This window comes from Phenylobacterium sp. (assembly GCF_030697925.1).
In the GTDB taxonomy this organism is placed as follows: domain Bacteria; phylum Pseudomonadota; class Alphaproteobacteria; order Caulobacterales; family Caulobacteraceae; genus Phenylobacterium.
Genome location: NZ_JAUYOJ010000233.1, coordinates 15,916 through 34,386, shown reverse-complemented (window position 1 = coordinate 34,386; position 18,471 = coordinate 15,916). Strand labels below are relative to the sequence as shown.

Sequence of the window (18,471 nt, the reverse complement as noted above, 5' to 3'; positions counted from 1 at the left end):
CGCGAACTCCAAAGGTCTAGGCAAGGCGAAGGCGAGACCACAACATCGCCGCTGGTGCGGATACAAGCCGAATCGAGCCCATGACCACCCTTGAAAAGGCCGAACGGCCAAGCCTGAGCGTCTCTCATGCGCTCTTCGCCGTCACCATCTTCGCGAGCGCCGGCCTGGTCTTCATGGTTCAACCCATGGTGGCCAAGCTGGTCCTGCCCCTGCTGGGCGGCAGCCCGTCGGTCTGGAACACCTCCATCGCCTTCTTCCAGACGGCCCTGCTAGCCGGCTACGGCTACGCTCACCTGCTGCAGAGGATCGCGTCGATCCGCACCCAGGCCCTGGTCCACATCGCCGCCCTGCTGTTGGCGGCCCTGACCCTGCCGCTGCATGTGTCGGGCGTGTTCGGGGAGCCGCGCTCGGAGCATCCGTCGCTCTGGCTGCTAGGGGTGCTGACCATGTCCATCGGGGCGCCGTTCGCGGTGCTGTCGGCGACCGCGCCCCTGGTGCAGGCCTGGCACGCGCGAACCCTGCACGCCGAGACCGGGGCCGAGCCGTATGTCCTCTACGCCGCCTCCAACCTGGGCAGCCTGCTGGCCCTGTTGGCCTATCCGGTCGTCATCGAGCCCCTCGCCACGCTGCGCAACCAGACCGTGGGCTGGAGCGTCGGCTATGGGACCTTCATCCTGCTGATGGGCGGCCTGGCGATGGCTGTCTCCCGCGCGCGTTCGGTCCTGGCCGAGACCGCCAGGACCGAGGCCGGGCCCGCCCCGACCTGGCCCCAGCGCCTGGTCTGGATCGCGCTCGCGGCCATTCCGTCCAGCCTGATGCTGGGGGTCACCACCCACCTGACCACGGACGTGGCCTCGGCGCCGTTCATCTGGGTCGTGCCGCTGGCGCTCTATCTCGGCACCTTCATCATCGCCTTCTCAGAGAAGCCGCTGATCTCGCAGCGGACCACGCTGTTCCTGCACGCCGCGGCGCTCGCCGCCTGCGCGGCGCTGCTGCCGTTCAAGCACTTGCACCTGCTGCTACAGGTCTTCGTCCACCTGGCGGCCTTCTTCCTGACCGCGCTCATGTGCCACCAGGCCCTGGTCGCCCGGCGGCCAAATCCGGCCCACCTCACCGAGTTCTATCTGTGGATGTCGTTCGGCGGCGTGGTGGGCGGATCCTTCAACGCCTTCGTGGCGCCGGTGATCTTCAACAATGTCTGGGAGTATCCCCTGGTCCTGGCCTTGGCCTGCTTGGCCAGGCCTGGCTGGGGCCCCATCGCCCCGTGGCGCTGGGCCATATTCCTCGTGGGTGCGGCGGGCACCCTCCTGGCGCCGATAATGGTAGGTCTCTTCGGGCTTGAGGGCCCGATGGGGCTGTGGATCAGGCTGGCCCTCGGCCTGGCCGCCGTCCTGGCCTTCGCCTCGCGCGAGCGGACCATCGTCTTCTTCGGTATGATCGTCATGCTGTCGGTGAGCGCCGAGGTGGTGGGCGACCGCGTCGATGTCCGCAAGAGCTGGCGCAGCTTCTTCGGCGTGGTTCGCCAGTCTGAGATGCCCGTTCCGGGCATGAAGGGCCAGGTGCGGATGCTGTCACACGGCACCACCCTGCACGGCGCCCAGGCCCAGCATCCGGACTATGACTGCCGGCCGCTGGTCTATTACGCGCCGGAGACCCCGATCGGCCAAGTCTTCACGCGCGGCTACGCTGGGACCAAGCCGCTGCGGATCGGGGCGGTGGGCCTGGGTACGGGCGCGGTGGCGGCCTACACCCGGCCCGGCGACCACCTGACCTTCTTCGAGATCGACCCGATGGTCATCGCGATCTCCACCGACAAGACGCACTTCAGCTACATCACCACCTGCGCCAGCGGCGTGATCGACTTCGTCCTGGGCGACGCACGCCTGACCTTGGCCAAGCAGCCGAACGACAATTTCGACGTCCTGCTGATCGACGCCTTCTCCTCCGACGCCGTGCCGGCCCACCTGCTGACGGTCGAGGCGGTGAAGGGCTATCTGGCCAAGCTCAAGCCGGACGGGGTGCTGATCCTGCACCTGTCGAACCGAAACCTGGAGCTCCGCAGCCCGGCCATGGCGGTGGCGGAGGCCGCCGGCGGCTTTGCGGTGATCCAGCGGCACGACGCGGCCGAAGACAGCCCGCCGCTCTGGGAATCCACCGAGGACGCCATCCTGATCACCAAGACCCTGAAGGCCATCGAACCCTACGAGGCCGACCCGCGCTGGAAGCCGACCGATCCCACCGCGACGCGGCCCTGGACCGACGACTACATGAACCTGATCGGCGCCCTCTACGCCCAGATCAAGGAACGTTGGACCTGGTTGCCGTAGCGGTTAAGCCGGCGTCTCGACGGACACCACGGCCTGGGCCAGCAGGCCTTCCTCGCGGCCGGTGAAGCCCATGCCCTCGGTCGTGGTGGCCTTCACGCTGACCCGGTCGAGAGGCAGCCCCAGCAGCTCGGCGAGCCGCTGGCGCATGGCGTCGCGGTGCGGCCGGATTTTGGGGCGTTCGCAGACCAGGGTGACGTCGGCGTTGAGGATGCGTCCGCCCTTGGCCGCCACCAGGCCGACTGCGTGGCTGAGGAAGCGGTCAGACGAGGCGCCCTTCCATTGCGGGTCGGACGGCGGGAAGTGTTCGCCGATGTCGCCCTCGCCGATGGCCCCCAGGATCGCGTCGGTCAGGGCGTGCAGGCCGGCGTCGGCGTCGGAATGACCAATCAGGGTCGCGTCGTGGTCGATCTTCACCCCGCAAAGCCAGACCGCGTCGCCGGGACCCCAGCGATGGGCGTCCAGCCCCTGGCCTATGCGGACGATGCGGGTCCGGCCGGTCAGCCGTTCGGCCATGGCGAAGTCCTCGGGATAGGTCAGCTTCATCAGCATGGGATCGCCGGGGGTCATGACCACCCGGCCACCGGCCCGCTCGACGACGGCCGCGTCGTCGGTGGGCTCGGCGTCGGCGGGCCAGGCGGCATAGGCTTCGCGCAGGGCTCCGAGCCGAAAGGCCTGGGGTGTCTGGGCGCGCCAGAGGCCATCGCGGGAGACGGTCTCGGTGATGACCGCGCCGCCGCGCTTGAGAGTATCGGCCACCGGCAGGGCAGGGACCGCACCATCGGCTCCAGCCAGGGCGGCGAGCAGGGCCTCGACATGGGTGGTGCTGACGAAGGGGCGGGCGGCGTCGTGGATCAGCACCGGCGCGTCCGCAGGACAGTCGAGGGCGGCGAGACCGGCCTGGACCGACTCTGCCCGCGTGGCGCCGCCTGCCACGACCTTCCAGGTCGCCAGGCCGGCCAGGATCTCGTTCGCCGCCTCGAGGCGATCGGACGCGGTCACGACCACGATCTCGCGCGCGCCGGCTTGCTCCAGGGCCTCCACCGACCAGCGCAGGATTGGACGACCGCCCAGCATCCGCCACGGCTTGGGCGCTCCGGGCCCCGCCCGCGTGCTAGATCCCGCCGCCACGATCACCGCCGAAAAGGTCATCCGGTGTGTTTAACCGAGGGCGGGGGTCTGTCCAGGCTTTACGGCGCCGCACAATATGCCTAAAAAGGGTGCGATGGGGATGCGTAAGAAATGAGCAATCGGCTCCAGATCGGGGATGTATCAGTCGGCGGCCGGGCGTGGATCGCGCCCATGACCGGCGTCTCCGACCTTCCGTTCCGCCGCGCGGCCAGCAAGCTGGGCGCGGCCTATGTGGCCACCGAGATGGTCGCCTGCGCGGAGTTCTCCAAGGGCCGCCCCGATGTGGTGCGCCGCGCCGCCGTCGGCGAGGGCCTGCCGCTGATGGTGGTCCAGCTGGTGGGCCGCGATCCTGTCCACATCGCCGAAGGCGCGAGGTTGGCCGCCAAGGCCGGCGCCCAGATCATCGATCTAAACTTCGGCTGTCCGGCCAAGGAGGTAACCGGTGTCCTCTCGGGCTCCGCCCTGATGCGCGATCCGGACCTCGCCGAGAGCCTGATGGCCGCGGCGGTGGATGCGGTCCCCGATATCCCGGTGACGGTGAAGATGCGCCTGGGCTGGGACCACGCCAGCAAGAACGCCCCAGACATCGCCGCCCGCGCCCAGGCCCGAGGGGTCAAGGCGGTGACCATCCACGGTCGCACCCGCAGCCAGTTCTACAAGGACGCCGCCGACTGGTCGGCCGTGGCGGCCGTCAAGGCCGAGGTCTCGATCCCGGTCGTGGTCAATGGCGACATCATCGACGGCGGCAGCGCCCGGGCGGCCCTGCTGGCATCCGGCGCCGATGCGGTGATGGTCGGCCGCGGCGTCTACGGCCGGCCGTGGATCGCGGCCCAGATCGAGGCGGCCTTGGATGGACGACCCTTCCTGGTCCCGGAGGCCGAGCAGCGCCTAGCCATCGCTCTGGACCATTTCAACGACAGTCTGAAGTTCTACGGCGACCGTCTGGGCCTGCGGATATTTCGCAAGCACCTGGCGGCCTATGTCGACAACGCGCCCTGGCCCAACGAGGCCGAGGCCCGGCGAAGCGCTCGCTCCACGCTTTGCCGTATGGAGGATCCGGGAGAGGTCGAACGTGGCCTGATCGCGCTGTGGCGCGATCCCCAGACGAGATTGGCGGCATGAACGGTCAATTTAGATCCGCTTCCGGCGGCGCGAACCTGGAGGCGATGAAGGCCCAGGCCTTCGATCTGGCCCCCGAACCGGCCCTGGTCGTGAACCGGGACGGCGCCCTGGTGGCGGTGAACGAGGCGGCCGAGCGGCTGTTCGGCCAAGGTCTTAGCCTGCTGGCGCGAGGCCGGTTCGGCGCGGCCCTCCCGACCGGATCGGCCCTGGTCTCCCTGCTGAACCGCGCCATCGAGGAGGGCGCGCCTGTCCGGGAGCGCGGGGTGGAGATCAGCCTGTTCGGCCATCCGTCCTTCGAGGCCGACGGCGCCGCGGCCCCGCTGGGCGACGGCTCGGTGCTGCTGACCCTGCACGTGAAGGGCGGATCGCTGGGCGGGGAACGCACGGGCGCGGAGGCCGCGGGCTTGCGTACCATCGTCGGGCTGGGACGCATGCTGGCCCACGAGATCAAGAACCCGCTGATGGGTATCCGAGGCGCGGCCCAGCTGCTCAAGTCCGGAGCCAAGGCCGAGGATGCGCCCCTGGCCCAGCTCATCGTCGACGAAACCGACCGCGTGCGCCGGCTGGTCGACCGGATGGAGGCCTTCTCCGACGACGCCCTGCCGGACTGCCAGCCGGTCAACATCCACCAGGTTCTGGACCGGGTGAAGGCGCTGGCGGCGAACGGGGTCGCCGACGGCCTGTCGCTCACCGACGACTATGACCCGTCCCTGCCGCCGGCCTTCGGCGACGAGGACCAGCTGATCCAGATCTTCCTGAACCTAGTGAAGAACGCCGCCGAGGCCGCCCATTCGCGCGGCGACGGCCGCGGGGCGATCACGGTCCACACCGCCTACCGCCACGGCGTGCGGGTGCGGGCCTCCAAGGGCCAGACCCTGCGCGGCGCGCCGCTGGAGATCCGGGTGCAGGACAACGGCCCGGGCGTCCCGAGCCATCTGCGCGAGAGCCTGTTCCAGCCCTTCGTCACCACCAAAACCCACGGCGCGGGCCTGGGCTTGGCCCTGGTCGCCAAGCTGGTGGCCGGTCATGGCGGCCTGATCGATTTCGAGTCCGAGCCAGGTCGCACGACCTTCCGCGTGCTGCTGCCCATCGCTTCCCAAGAGGACGTCACCGCATGAACGTCGCGGCCAACGCCAATAAGAAAATCCTGATCGCCGACGACGACGCCTCCATCCGACTGGTCCTCAGCCAGGCTTTCAGCCGCCTGGGCTACCAGGTCCGCGCCACGGGCAACGCCACGACCCTGCTGAAATGGGTCTCAGACGGGGAAGGCGACCTGGTCGTCACCGACGTGGTCATGCCCGACGAGAACGTGTTCGACGTCCTGCCGCGCATCCGCAAGGAACGGCCGAAGCTGCCGGTCATCGTGATGAGCGCCCAGAATACCTTGCTGACGGCGGTGAATGCGGCCGAGGTGGGCGCCTTCGAGTACATCTCCAAGCCCTTCGACCTCGACGACATGACCTCGGCGGCCCGCCGGGCCCTGGCGCGGCCCGCCGACGCCGACGCCTCCAAGGCCCAGGCCCGCGCCTTGCGCGACGAGCGCCTGCCGCTGATCGGCCGCTCGGGTCCGATGCAGGACGTCTATCGCACCATCGCCCGGCTGGTGGGGGCGGACCTCACGGTCCTGATCCTGGGGGAGAGCGGCACCGGCAAGGAGCTGGTGGCCCGCGCCCTGCACGACATGGGCCGGCGCAAGGACGGCAAGTTCGTGGTCATCAACCTGGCCGCGGTGCCGCGCGAGCGGGTCGAGGCCGAGCTGTTCGGCCGCGACGACGGCGACTACGGCAAGCTGGTGGAGGCTGACGGCGGCACCCTGTTCCTGGACGAGATCGGCGACATGCCGCTGGACGCCCAGACCCGGCTGCTGCGGGTGATCGACGGCTCCGAGCAGACGCTCAACCCTCGCACCGGCCGGCGGCCCAATGTGCGGATCATCGCGGCCACCAACCGCGACCTACGCGGGCTGATCCAACAGGGCCTGTTCCGCGAGGACCTGTTCTTCCGTCTGAACGTGGCGCCGCTGCGCTTGCCGCCGCTGCGCGACCGCACCGACGACATCCCGGACCTGGCGCGGGCCTTCCTGCTGCGGGCCAACCGCGAGGGCCTGCCCTCCAAGACCATCGACGCCACGGCGCTGGAGCGCCTGAAGCTGCACGCCTGGCCGGGCAATGTCCGCGAGCTGGAGAACCTGATCCGCCGGATCTGCGCCCTCTATGGCGAGGAGCTGATCAGCGCCCGGATCGTGGAGCGCGAACTGGCCGACCAGCAGCCGGTGATCCCCGGCCACGAGGGGCCCGTGACCCTGGCGACCTTGGTGGAGCGCCACCTGGGCGGCTATTTCGCCGAACAACCCGACGGCATCCCGCCCACCGGCCTCTATGACCGGGTGCTGGAGGAGATCGAGCGACCGCTGATCCAGCTCACCCTGACGGCCACGAGAGGCAACCAGGTGCGCGCCGCCGAGATCCTGGGCCTCAACCGCAACACCCTGCGCAAGAAGATCCAGGACCTGGGCGTCGAGATGAGCCGCGGCCGGCGGTAGCGTCTTTGGCGTCCTTCTCCCCTTGCGGGAGAAGGTGGCCCCGCGAGAGCGGGGTCGGATGAGGGGTCGAAAGCCCTATCCGACTAGCGGCGGCGAAGCCGCGAATGTTGGAAGAAGATGAATCACAAAGGGCACAAAGGACACCAAGGCGCGGCCGCGCGGCCTGGGGAGTTCGGCTCCCTTCCTGCCCTTGGTGTCCTTCGTGGTTCAATTCGGCTTCGCCGGGAGCGTTAGCCGTCGAATTCTGAGAGACCCCTCATCCGACCTTGCTCCGCAAGGCCACCTTCTCCCGCAAGGGGAGAAGGACAGCCACTTGTCCCTCAACCGTTGCCGGCTCCTATGCCATCTCGCCCATCGCGGTCGTGTCCACGCGCACACCGCGCGCCCGCCGCGCGCGAACCGCGGCGGCCAGGTCGTCGAGCACCTCGACCGAGGTCGCCCAGTCGATGCAGCCATCGGTGATACTCTGGCCGTAGGTCAGGGGCTGGCCCTCCACCAGGTCCTGGCGGCCGGCGACCAGATGGCTCTCGACCATCACCCCCACGATCCGGGTGTCGCCGCCGGCCACCTGGCCCGCCACGTCGTGGACCACGGCCGGCTGGTTGGCGGGGTCCTTGCGGCTGTTGGCGTGGCTGGCGTCGACGATCAGGCGCGGGGCGAGGCCCGAAGCGATCATCTCGGCGGAGGCCGCGGCGACGCCGGAGGCGTCATAGTTCGGGACCTTGCCGCCGCGCAGGATCACATGGCTGTCCTCGTTGCCACGCGTCGAGGCGATGGCCGAACGGCCGTGCTTGTCGACCGCCAGGAAATGGTGCGGCTGGCTGGCGGCCTTCACGGCGTCCACGGCGATGCGCAGGTCGCCGCCGGTGCCGTTCTTGAATCCCACCGGACAGGAGAGGCCTGAGGCCATTTCGCGGTGGATCTGGCTCTCGGTCGTCCGCGCCCCGATGGCGCCCCAGGCCACCAGGTCGGCGATGTATTGCGGGGTGATCACGTCCAGGAACTCGACCCCAGCCGGCAGGCCCAGCTCATTGATCTCGCACAGCAGGCGGCGACCAAGGCGCAGGCCCTCGTCGATGCGGAAGCTGCCGTCCAGGCGCGGATCGTTGATCAGGCCTTTCCAGCCAACCGTGGTGCGGGGCTTCTCGAAATAGACCCGCATGACGATCTCGAGGTCGCCGGCCAGGCGCGCGCGCTGCTCCGCCAGGCGATGGGCGTAGTCCATGGCCGCGACAGGATCGTGGATGGAGCAGGGGCCGATCACCACGATCAGCCGGTCGTCGCGGCCCTGCAGGATCTCGTGCTGGGCGCGGCGGGACCGGGTGACGGTCTGCTCGGCCGCCGGGCTGGCGGGCAGTTCGGCCATCACCGCCACCGGCGGCGCCAGCGGCTTGATGTCGAGGATGCGAAGGTCGTCGGTCGTGTGGGGCATGGGGCGCTCCGGAGGGTTGGTCGGGTCCGGCGGCGCTTATGAAAAAAGCCGCCAGAACCTGGCGGCTTGAAAGGGTTGGTGGCTATGACCGTCTGGTCAGGTCACGCGATCCCCTTCCTCCGCCCAGGGCGTCGGAATAGCCAAAATACCAAAACGAATATTGGTTGGCCGCGAGGATCATCGAACGACGAGATAGTCCAACCGCCGGCGTTTGTCATCCCATGACGCCGTGACACGGCGCGAACGACGTCCGATAGTCGTCGCCAAGCGGCCCTCAGAGGCCCGATGGAGGGAAATCATGGCCTATGCCCCGGACCACCGCGCGGTCTACGACGCCGACAGCCACATCATGGAACTGCCGGATTTTCTGAAAAAGTACGCCGATCCCGGGCTGCGCGACGAGATCCCCGAGGTCAGCTACAGCGCCTCCCTGGTCACCGACGAGGAGGTGGCCGTGATCGTGGGGCAGGGCGGACGCCACAGTCCCGAGCACGTGGAGGCCCAGATCGCCCTGGGCGATAGGCTGATCGAGAGCTCCAAGGAGATCCAGGCCCTGGGCGCCTTCGACCGCGGCGACCGCAGCCGGGCGCTCGACCTGCTGGGCTTCAAGAAGCAGCTGGTCTTCGCCACCCACAGCGTGGCCATGCCGTTCTCGGCCAGCTCGAAGATCGCGCCCGAACTGCGCTACGGCGCGACGCGGGCCCACAACCGCCACATGGCCGACTTCTGCGCCGACGACGCCCGCCTGCTGGGCGTGGCCATCGTTCCGCTGGATGAGCCGGCGCTCGCCATGGCCGAGCTGGACGCCGCCATCGCCGCGGGCCTGAAGGCGGTGTGGATCCCGCACCGCCCCTGCGGCGAGCGCTCACCAGGCCACGTGGACTTCGACCCGTTCTGGGCGCGGCTGGCCGAGAGCGGCACGCCGTTCCTGCTGCATGTGGGCGGCGCGCCGCTACAGCAGGCCCGGGCCTGGATGAACAACGGCAAGGGGCCGACCGCCGACTGGATGGGCGGCGGGGAAAACCTGCGCAGCAAGGACATCGCCATCCTGCACCAGGGACCGGAGACCTTCCTGTCGGTGATGATGATCGACGGGGTGTTCGAGCGCTTCCCGGCGCTGCGCGGCGCCAGCGTGGAGCTGGGGGCCGGCTGGGTCCCGTCGCTGCTGACCCGGCTGGACTGGGTGGCCAAGAACTGGATCCGGGCCGACAAGAACCAGACCCCGTTCAGCCGCAAGCCGTCGGAGCAGCTCACCCAGCAGATGGCCTTCACCCCCTTCGTCTTCGAGGACGTCGGCGCCCTGATCGACCAATCGAGCCCGGAACTCTACCTGTTCTCCAGCGACTATCCGCACGTGGAGGGTGGGCGCGATCCGATCAAGCGCTTCGAGGGCTTCCTGGGCGAGCGCGGCGAGGCGGTGCGCGACGGCTTCTATGCGGAGAACTTCCTGCGCATCTTCCCAGAGGCCCGAGTGTCCGCCTGAGCCGCCCGCTACGGTGAAGCCCGGGTGCAACATGACTGTTGCGCCACGGGTACACTCCCCACTAGGATCGGCCAGTGATGGCGTTTCTGGTCCAAGACGGCGGTGCTGAGGCGACCCCGTCCGCACGGCTCTGGCGGACGCTGCAATCGCGCTATGTGCTTGGCGGCGGCTACGCCCTGGCCGCGCTGCTGACCGCGGTGGCCATCCTGCTGGCCGCCTCGCCGCCCGAGACCGGGCCGCTGGCGCCGGCCTCCAAGAACATCCTGGCGATCCTTGGCTTCAATCTGGTGCTGATCCTGGCCCTGGCGGCCCAGGTCGGCGTTCGCCTGGCGGCCCTGCTGCGCGCCCGGTCGGAAGACGCCGGCGCGCGACTGCACCTGCGGTTCGTGACCCTGTTCGCGCTGGCCGCCGTGGCTCCGGCCGTCGTGGTGGCGCTGTTCTACGGGGTGCTGGTCAATCGCGGGGTGGAGAACTGGTTCTCCGAGCGGGTCCAGACGGTGATGGAGAACTCCGCCACGGTCGCCCGCTCCTATGTGGAGGACCAGAAGCGCTATGTGGGCGACCACGTCTCGCTGATGGCGGTGGACCTGAACCGCGCCGCGCCGGCCCTGCAAGCGAGCCCCGTCACCTTCAGCCACTTCCTGGCCTACCAGGCCTCATACCACGCCTTTCCGGCGGCCTATCTGATCGACCGGCAGGGCCGAATCCTGGCCCGCGCCGAGGCCGTGGACGCGCCGAAGTTCGTGACCCCGCCGGAACCGAGTTTCAAGGCCGCCGACGAGGGGGACATCTTCGTCACCACGGACCTGACGCGGGCGCTCTACAAGCTCTCGGCCTATCCGGACGGCTACCTCTATGTGACCCGGCCCGTGCAGAAGGGCATCGTCAACCACCTGCAGGAGGCCGACCGATCGCTGGCCGCCTATCGCGAGGCCGCCGAGAGCCGTTCGCGCATCCAGACGGTGTTCGCGCTCTCCTACATGGAGACGGCCATGCTGGTGCTGGTGGGCGCGGTCTGGCTGGGCCTGGGCGCGGCCAACGCCATTTCCGCTCCTGTCGGACGGCTGGTGCAGGCCGCAGGCCGGGTGGCCGGCGGCGACCTCAACGCCCGCGTCGACGCCGACAACGATCCCGAGGAGATCGCCGTGCTGTCGCGGGCCTTCAACAGCATGACCCACGATCTGCAGGCCCAGCAGGCGGCGCTGAAGGCCGCCGGCGACGAGGCCGAACAGCGGCGGATGTTCATCGAGACCGTGCTGGCCGAGGTCTCGGCCGGAGTCATCGGCCTGGACGCCGAGGGGCGCATTTCCGCGGCCAACCGGCAGGCCAAGGTGCTGCTCGACCTGGTCGACGGCGGGGTCCGCGGCCGGCGGCTGAGCGAGGTGGCGCCTGAGTTCGCCCTGATCGCCGAAAACGCCCTCATCGCCGGCGAGGCCGAGGAAGAGGTCGACGTGGCCCGCGACCGCGAGACGCGGCGCCTGCGGGTCCGCGCCAGCCGCTCCGAGGGCGGGCTGGTGCTGACCTTCGACGACATCACGCGCCTGGTCTCGGCCCAGCGCAACGCCGCCTGGCGCGACGTGGCCCGCCGCATCGCCCACGAGATCAAGAACCCGCTGACCCCGATCCAGCTCTCGGCCGAGCGCCTGCGCCGAAAGTTCCGCGGCGGGGTCGCGCCCGAGGACCTGGAGGTGTTCGACCGCTGCACCGACACCATCGTGCGTCAGGTCGACGGCATCGGCCGGATGGTCGACGAGTTTTCGTCCTTCGCCCGCATGCCCGCCCCCAAGTTCGCCGAGCAGGACGCCGTGGAGCTGTTGCGCGCTGCGGTCTTCGCCCAGCGGGTCGCCAGCCCCGATATCGATGTGGAGATGATCGAGCCGGCCCCGGAGGTCACGTTGCTGGCCGACGGACGGATGCTGTCCCAGGCGCTCACCAACCTGCTGAAGAACGCCGCCGAGGCGGTGAGCGCCAGGATGGCGACAGACCATGGCGTCCGCGGCCATATCACCGCCCAGCTCGTATCGAGCGAGCAGGGGGTGGAAATCTTCGTCGAGGATAACGGCGTCGGCCTGCCCGACAAGGACCGCGACCGGCTGACCGAGCCCTATGTCACCACCCGTGAAAAAGGTACGGGGCTGGGCCTGGCCATCGTCAAGCGCATCCTGGAAGACCACGGCGGCGAACTGATACTGACCGACGCGCTGAGCGGCCAAGGCGCGCGCGCGGTGCTGAAATTCCCGACGACGGCGCGGGTGAAGGCCTCCGCGGCCTCGGCGCAAGGCTTAGGAGTGACCTGATGGCGGCTGATGTTCTGGTTGTCGACGACGAGGCGGACATCCGCGAGCTGGTGGCCGGCATCCTGTCGGACGAAGGCTATGGCGTGCGCACGGCGACCGACTCCGAGAGCGCGCTGGCGGCGATCAAGTCGCGCAAGCCGGCGCTGCTGATCCTCGACATCTGGATGCAGGGCGGGGGCATGGACGGGCTGGAGCTGCTCGACATGGTCAAGGCGCTGGACCGCGACCTGCCGGTGATCATGATCTCGGGCCACGGCAATATCGAGACCGCGGTCAGCGCCATCAAGCGCGGCGCCTATGAGTTCCTGGAGAAGCCCTTCAAGTCTGACCGGCTGCTGCTCTGCGTCGAGCGGGCCCTGGAGACCAGCACGCTGAAGCGCGAGAACCGCCGGCTGCGCACCCAGGCGATCCAGCCGGAGGGCCTGATCGGCCGCTCGGTGGCCGCCCAGCAGCTTCGCGGCCTGATCGCCAAGCTGGCCTCGGCCAACAGCCGGGTGCTGATCGCCGGTCCTCCCGGGGCGGGCAAGGAGACGGTGGCGCGGTTGATCCACAACGCCAGTCCCCGCGCCAGGGGCGAGTTCGTGGTGATCAGCGCCGCGGGCATGACCCCTGAGCGGATGGACGTGGAGTTGTTCGGCGAGGAGGGCGCCAGCGGCCGCCCGGCCAAGATCGGGGTGTTCGAGAACGCCCACGGCGGCACCCTCTATCTGGATGAGGTCGCCGACATGCCGCGCGAGACCCAGAGCCGCATCCTGCGGGTTCTGGTCGAGCAGCGCTTCCGCCGGGTGGGCGGCGACAGCGACGTGCAGGTCGATGTCCGTGTGGTCTCCTCGACGTCCCGCGACCTGCGCGAGGAGATCGCCGGCGGCCGGTTCCGCGAGGACCTGTTCCATCGCCTGAACGTGGTGCCGGTGACGGTGCCCGGCCTGTCCGAACGCCGCGAGGATATCCCCGAACTGGTCGACTACTTCATCCAGCGGATCTGCGAAGCTAGCGGCATGGCTCGCCGCCGGCTGGCCGACGACGCTCTGGCCACCTTGCAGGTCAAGGCCTGGCCGGGGAACCTGCGCCAGCTGCGCAACAACGTCGAACGCATGCTGATCCTGGCCTCGGGCGATCCGTCGGAGGCGATCAGCGCCGACATGCTGCCCGGCGACGCCACCCCCAGCGACCAGCCCAGCACGCTCGGCGCCGAACGGATCATCGCGCTGCCGCTTCGCGAGGCCCGCGAGGTGTTCGAGCGCGAGTACCTGAACGCACAGATGCTGCGGTTCTCGGGCAATATCTCGCGGACCGCGGCCTTCATCGGCATGGAGCGCTCGGCCCTGCACCGCAAATTGAAGTCGCTTGGCCTGTCGGGCGCGCGGCCTGTTGAAGAGGAAGACGCGTAATGGGGCGCTACGCCTATGTGAACGGCGCCTTCGTGCGCCACGGCGACGCCTGCGTCCACATCGAGGATCGGGGCTACCAGCTCGCCGACGCGGTCTACGAGGTCTGGGCCCTGTTCGACGGCAAGTTGGCCGATCCGGAAGGTCATTTCGCCCGGCTGGAACGCAGCCTAGGCGAGCTGAAGATCGCCATGCCGATGAGCCGCGCGGCGCTGACCATCGTCCTGCGCGAGGCGGTGCGCCGCAATCGCGTGCGCGAAGGCCTGCTCTACCTGCAGGTCGGCCGCGGCGTGGCGCCGCGCAACCATGCCTTCCCGGACGGCGACGTGCCGCCCAGCGTGGTGATCACGGTCTCAGCCATCGATCGCGCCGCCACCGAGGCCAAGGCCGCCAAGGGCGTGGCGGTGATCACAACCCCGGAGAATCGCTGGGGCCGGTGCGACATCAAGACCGTCGGCCTGTTGCCCAATGCGATGGCCAAGCAGACGGCCAAGGAGCGCGGCGCGGTGGAGGCCTGGTTCGTCGACGAGCTGGGCTTCGTCACCGAAGGGGCCTCGTCCAATGCCTGGATCGTGGACGGCGAGGGCCGGCTACGCACCCGCGACACCAACGCCAACATCCTGCGCGGGGTGACCCGGTTCACCCTGCTGGACGTGCTGCGGAAGGAGGGGATGGAGGTCGACGAACGGCCGTTCACGCCGGCAGAGGCCAAGGCGGCGAAGGAGGCCTTCATCACCGGGGCGGGCTCCCTGGTGCTGCCCGTGATCAAGGTCGACGGCCACGCGGTGGGAAATGGCGCCGTCGGACCCATAGCGATGAAGCTCCGTCGCCTCTATATCGAGCGGGCGAGGGCGACGGCGATCTAAAGACGCACGCGCGATTGCGCCCGTCATGCGGGTCGGTCTAGCGTTCAACTTGTGTGTGGAGAGCGTCTTGCTCTTCGATCCAGAAAAAAGGGCGACAAGCCATGTCGAACAACGAAAAGAAACAGAACCTCCAGGACACGTTCCTGAACAGCGTCCGTAAGTCCAAGACGCCCCTGACCATCTTCCTCGTGAACGGCGTCAAGCTGCAGGGCGTGGTGAGCTGGTTCGACAATTTCTGTGTGCTGCTGCGTCGCGACGGCCAGTCCCAGCTGGTCTATAAGCACGCCATCTCCACCATCATGCCGGCCCAACCCGTGCAGCTGTACGAACCGGCGGAAGACGAAGCCGATTGACGTCAAAATCAGTTGATCGCGAGGCCCCGCCGCAAGGCGCCCTCGTCATCCATCCCGAGCGGGACGGGCGTGACTCGTCCCGCAGCGCCGAGGCGCGCCTGGAAGAGGCCGTCGGCCTCTCCCTGGCCCTCGACCTGGAAACCCGCGACGCGATCATCGTGCCGCTGCGCAAGCGCACGCCCGCCACCCTGTTCGGGTCGGGCAAGGTGCTGGAGATCGAGAAGCTCTGCGAGGAGCTCGAGGTCGACGTGGTGGTCGTCGACGACGCCCTGACCCCGGTCCAGCAGCGCAATCTGGAAAAGGCCTGGGAGGTGAAGGTCATCGACCGCACCGGCCTGATCCTGGAAATCTTCGCCCGCCGGGCGCGGACCCGGGAAGGGCGGCTGCAGGTTGAGCTGGCCAGGCTCTCTTACGAGAAGTCGCGCCTGGTCCGCACCTGGACCCACCTGGAGCGCCAGCGTGGCGGTTTCGGGGTGATGGGCGGCCCGGGCGAAACCCAGATCGAGACCGACCGCCGGCTTCTGGCCGAGAAGATCGGCAAGCTGAAGCGCGAGCTGGTGGAGGTGCGCCGCACCCGCAACTTGCAGCGCGGCGCGCGCCAGAGACATCCGTTCCCGTCCGTGGCCCTGGTCGGCTACACCAACGCCGGCAAGTCGACCCTGTTCAACCAGCTGACCAAGGCCGACGTGGTGGCCCAGGACATGCTATTCGCCACCTTGGACCCCACATTGCGGATGCTGGACCTGCCCGACGGGCGCCCGGCGATCATGTCCGACACCGTGGGCTTCATCTCCGATCTGCCCCACGAACTGGTCGAGTCCTTCCGCGCCACCCTCGAGGAGGTGAAGGAGGCCGACGTGATCCTGCACGTCCGCGACATCGCCAGCGCCGAGAGCGCCGCCCAGGCTCAGGACGTCCGCACGGTGCTGGAGCGCCTGGGCGTCAAGGTCGAGGACCGCAACATCCTCGAGGTCTGGAACAAGTCAGACCTCGTGGATGCCGAGCTGCGCGACGAGCTGGCCGGCGACGCGCGCCGCCAGAAACCGCCCGCGGTGCTGGTCTCCGCGGTCACCGGCGAGGGCTGCGAGGCTCTGCTAGCCACGGTCGCGGCCCTGGTCGACGACGCCGAGCCGGTGGAGGTGTCGACCGCGGTGGGCGAGGGCGGGGCGGCGATCGCCTGGCTCTACCGCAACGGTCGGGTCATGGGCCGCCACGACGACGACAAGGGCGGCGTGCAGCTTTTGGTGAAACTGACGCCCCAGGCGCTCGGCCAGTTCGAGCAGCTGTTCCCGCGGGTCGAACTGCGCCACTGAGCGGGATCAGCCGGCCGCCTTCTCCGCGGCCTTGGCGGCGTCCCACAGGGCGTCCATCTCCTCCAGGTCGGACTGGTCGGGGGTCTTGCCGCGCTCGGCGAGCGCCGCCTCGATGAACCGGAAGCGCCGCGCGAACTTTGCGTTGGTCGAACGCAGGGCGTCCTCGGGCTCGATGTCCAGAGCGCGGGCGATATTCGCCACCACGAACAGCACGTCGCCCAACTCCTGGCGGGCCTTCTCCAGGTCGCCGACGGCGATCTCATGCTCGAGCTCGGCCACTTCCTCGTGCAGCTTTTCGACCACCTTCTGGACGGTGGGCCAGACGAAGCCGACCGTGGCGGCGCGCTTGGAGAGCTTGGTCGCGCGGGTCAGCGCCGGCAGGCCGACCGGGACATTGTCCAGCAAGCTGACCACGGCGGCCTTGGTCGCCCGTTCCTGCGCCTTGATCACCTCCCAGGCTTCCGTCTGCTCGGCGCTGGTCCGGTAGCCCTCGTCGCCGAACACGTGTGGGTGGCGGCGGATCATCTTGTCGGAGATGGCGGCGGCGACGTCGTCGAAATCGAAGGCGCCCTGGTCCTGGGCCATCTGGCTGTGGAACACGACCTGGAACAGCAGGTCGCCCAGCTCCTCCTTCAGGTCGGAGAGGTCGCCGCGCTCGATGGCGTCGGCCACCTCGTAGGCTTCCTCCACCGTATAGGGGGCGATGGTGGCGAAGGTCTGCTCCAGGTCCCAGGGACACCCGGTCTCCGGCGTCCGCAAGGCGGCCATGATCGCGCGCAGGCGGTCGATGGGCGCGGGATCACTCGGCGGGTTTGACGGCGGCATGGATCTCTTCGGTGAACCTGGGGTCGGAGCCCATTTCGGGGGCGGCTTCGGCGAGATCGCGTCGGCTGAGTTCCTCGCGGATCTCGGCGTGGCGCGCGGAGGTCAAGGGGAAGCCCATGATCAGCCAGCTGGCCGCGAGCGCCATGGCCGCTGGCACGGCGGAGAAGACGATGGCGACCCCGTCGAGGCCGGAATCGACCCCCTTGGCGGTGGGATCGAAGCCCAAGGCCTGCAGGGCCGGGAAGGTCACGAACACCGCGAGCGCCGAGCCGATCTTCACGGTGCCGGCAAGGATGGCGTAGAGCAGGGCCGTGCGGTCCACGCCGCCCTGCAGCCGCTCCTGGTCGCTGACATCGGCCATCATGGCCCGCAGCAGGAAGGCGCCGGCCGCATAGGGCACGCCGATCAGGAACATCAGCACCGCGGCGATCACGAAATTGCCCATGGGGATCAGCAGGGCGCACATGGTCATGGCCGCATAGACCAGGCCGGAGACGGCGAGCGCCCGGTGCTTGCCGATCTTGTGGGCCATCCAGTTCCAGAGCGGGGCGCCGACTAGGCCGCCGATGAAATAGATCAGCAGCAGCAGGCTGGCGGCGCCCTTGTCGAAGCCCTTCACCCGCTCGAAAAAGAAGAAGAACAAGGCGCCGGTGATGGCCGGCCCGGTCCCGACCAGGAAGTCGGTGATCAGCAGGCGGACCACGGAGGGCCGCTTGAAGAGGTCGAAGTATTCGCGGAATCCTGCCCGCTTCGGCGGCGTGGTGACGGCCGGCTCGGGAACCTTCCAGAGCGCCCAGCCGACCGTCAGAGGCATCAGGGCGATGATGAACCAGCCCATGGAGGCCACGCCCGCGGCGTGGGCCGAGACGCCGATGAAGGGCAGGACGGCTGGCAGGGTGAGAACAAGGATCATCCCCACGACATTGCCCGCCTGCCACCAGGCATAGATGCGGGATCGCTGATTGTACTCGGGCGACAGCACCGCGCCCCAGGCCAGTTGCGACAGGCCCGCCATCGAGACCCCGGCATAGACCACCAGCAGCCAGAACCAGAGGTAGGCGCCGGTCACACCGGGCTTGGCCATGAACAGCATGTAGGTGGCCAGCATGAGGATCGGCGCGCTGAGTGCGAACCACAGCTTGAACCGGCCGAACCGCGAGCGGGTGCGGTCCATCACCCCGCCGATATAGGGGTCGAAGGCGACGTCCAGCAGCCGCACGGCGCCGAAGGCCGCGCCCACCGAGGCCAGGCTCAGGCCCAGCTCGCTGGCGTAGAATTCCGGCAGATAGACCACCAGCGGCAGGCCCAGGCCGGCAAGCGGCAGACAGGGCGCCGCCAGCGCCGCCAGAGTCCAGTTGGAGCGGCGTTCGGCCGGCGCGGTCATCACGAAAT

General features: G+C 68.9%; 14 protein-coding genes. 10 read left to right on the top strand and 4 right to left on the bottom strand.

The features are described 5' to 3' along the window. The first annotated feature begins 80 nt into the window (after positions 1-80). The gene (locus tag Q8Q88_RS22880; protein WP_305677489.1) at positions 81-2,327 is read left to right on the top strand and encodes a spermidine synthase; all 2,247 of its coding nucleotides are present in this window, start codon (positions 81-83) and stop codon (positions 2,325-2,327) included. 3 nt (positions 2,328-2,330) lie between these two features. Here the strand turns inward: Q8Q88_RS22880 and Q8Q88_RS22875 are convergent, their stop codons facing one another. Then, the gene (locus tag Q8Q88_RS22875; protein ID WP_305677488.1) at positions 2,331-3,476 is read right to left on the bottom strand and encodes a bifunctional 2-C-methyl-D-erythritol 4-phosphate cytidylyltransferase/2-C-methyl-D-erythritol 2,4-cyclodiphosphate synthase; all 1,146 of its coding nucleotides are present in this window, start codon (positions 3,474-3,476) and stop codon (positions 2,331-2,333) included. Positions 3,477-3,566: 90 nt separating this feature from the next. On the opposite strand from Q8Q88_RS22875, the gene dusB reads away from it, so the two are divergent. From dusB to Q8Q88_RS22860, 3 genes are read left to right on the top strand one after another with little or no spacing between them, the layout of a single operon-like run. Next, positions 3,567-4,577 (top strand): tRNA dihydrouridine synthase DusB, encoded by a 1,011-nt coding sequence (gene dusB, locus Q8Q88_RS22870; RefSeq protein ID WP_305677487.1) that lies wholly within the window; start codon positions 3,567-3,569, stop codon positions 4,575-4,577. Continuing rightward, positions 4,574-5,695 carry a nitrogen regulation protein NR(II) gene (locus Q8Q88_RS22865; RefSeq protein WP_305677486.1) on the top strand — a complete coding sequence of 374 codons (1,122 nt, stop codon included), beginning with the start codon at positions 4,574-4,576 and terminating at the stop codon, positions 5,693-5,695. The genes dusB and Q8Q88_RS22865 overlap by 4 nt, the downstream gene beginning before the upstream one ends. After that, positions 5,692-7,122: a sigma 54-interacting transcriptional regulator gene (locus Q8Q88_RS22860; RefSeq protein ID WP_305677485.1), complete on the top strand. Its 1,431-nt coding sequence runs from the start codon at positions 5,692-5,694 to the stop codon at positions 7,120-7,122. The genes Q8Q88_RS22865 and Q8Q88_RS22860 overlap by 4 nt, the downstream gene beginning before the upstream one ends. 337 nt (positions 7,123-7,459) lie before the next feature. Here the strand turns inward: Q8Q88_RS22860 and Q8Q88_RS22855 are convergent, their stop codons facing one another. Further along, the gene (locus tag Q8Q88_RS22855; protein WP_305677484.1) at positions 7,460-8,554 is read right to left on the bottom strand and encodes a 3-deoxy-7-phosphoheptulonate synthase; all 1,095 of its coding nucleotides are present in this window, start codon (positions 8,552-8,554) and stop codon (positions 7,460-7,462) included. A 298-nt stretch (positions 8,555-8,852) separates the two neighbouring features. Between Q8Q88_RS22855 and Q8Q88_RS22850 the strand changes: the two genes are divergently transcribed. The 6 genes from Q8Q88_RS22850 (at position 8,853) to hflX (ending at position 16,254) form a co-directional block, all read left to right on the top strand. Further along, positions 8,853-10,037, top strand: coding sequence for an amidohydrolase family protein (locus Q8Q88_RS22850; protein ID WP_305677483.1), 1,185 nt, complete (start codon positions 8,853-8,855; stop codon positions 10,035-10,037). A 77-nt stretch (positions 10,038-10,114) separates the two neighbouring features. Continuing rightward, positions 10,115-12,334: a PAS domain-containing sensor histidine kinase gene (locus Q8Q88_RS22845; protein ID WP_305677482.1), complete on the top strand. Its 2,220-nt coding sequence runs from the start codon at positions 10,115-10,117 to the stop codon at positions 12,332-12,334. Beyond that, a complete protein-coding gene (locus Q8Q88_RS22840) occupies positions 12,334-13,725 on the top strand; it encodes a sigma-54 dependent transcriptional regulator (protein WP_305677481.1) in 1,392 nt (463 codons plus the stop codon). The genes Q8Q88_RS22845 and Q8Q88_RS22840 overlap by 1 nt, the downstream gene beginning before the upstream one ends. Further along, entirely contained in the window at positions 13,725-14,588 is an 864-nt protein-coding gene (locus Q8Q88_RS22835; protein ID WP_305677480.1) for a D-amino-acid transaminase, read from the top strand. Before Q8Q88_RS22840 ends, Q8Q88_RS22835 begins: the two co-directional genes overlap by 1 nt. Before the next feature lie 101 nt (positions 14,589-14,689). Continuing rightward, positions 14,690-14,941, top strand: a complete 252-nt coding sequence (hfq, locus tag Q8Q88_RS22830; RefSeq protein ID WP_254833250.1) for an RNA chaperone Hfq — start codon at positions 14,690-14,692, stop codon at positions 14,939-14,941. Beyond that, positions 14,938-16,254, top strand: a complete 1,317-nt coding sequence (hflX, locus tag Q8Q88_RS22825; RefSeq protein ID WP_305677479.1) for a GTPase HflX — start codon at positions 14,938-14,940, stop codon at positions 16,252-16,254. The genes hfq and hflX overlap by 4 nt, the downstream gene beginning before the upstream one ends. Positions 16,255-16,260: 6 nt before the next feature. Here the strand turns inward: hflX and mazG are convergent, their stop codons facing one another. Both mazG and Q8Q88_RS22815 read right to left on the bottom strand, forming a co-directional pair. Beyond that, positions 16,261-17,079: a nucleoside triphosphate pyrophosphohydrolase gene (gene mazG, locus Q8Q88_RS22820; RefSeq protein WP_305677478.1), complete on the bottom strand. Its 819-nt coding sequence runs from the start codon at positions 17,077-17,079 to the stop codon at positions 16,261-16,263. Next, entirely contained in the window at positions 17,054-18,463 is a 1,410-nt protein-coding gene (locus Q8Q88_RS22815) for an MFS transporter (protein ID WP_305677477.1), read from the bottom strand. The genes mazG and Q8Q88_RS22815 overlap by 26 nt, the downstream gene beginning before the upstream one ends. Positions 18,464-18,471 lie beyond the last annotated feature (8 nt).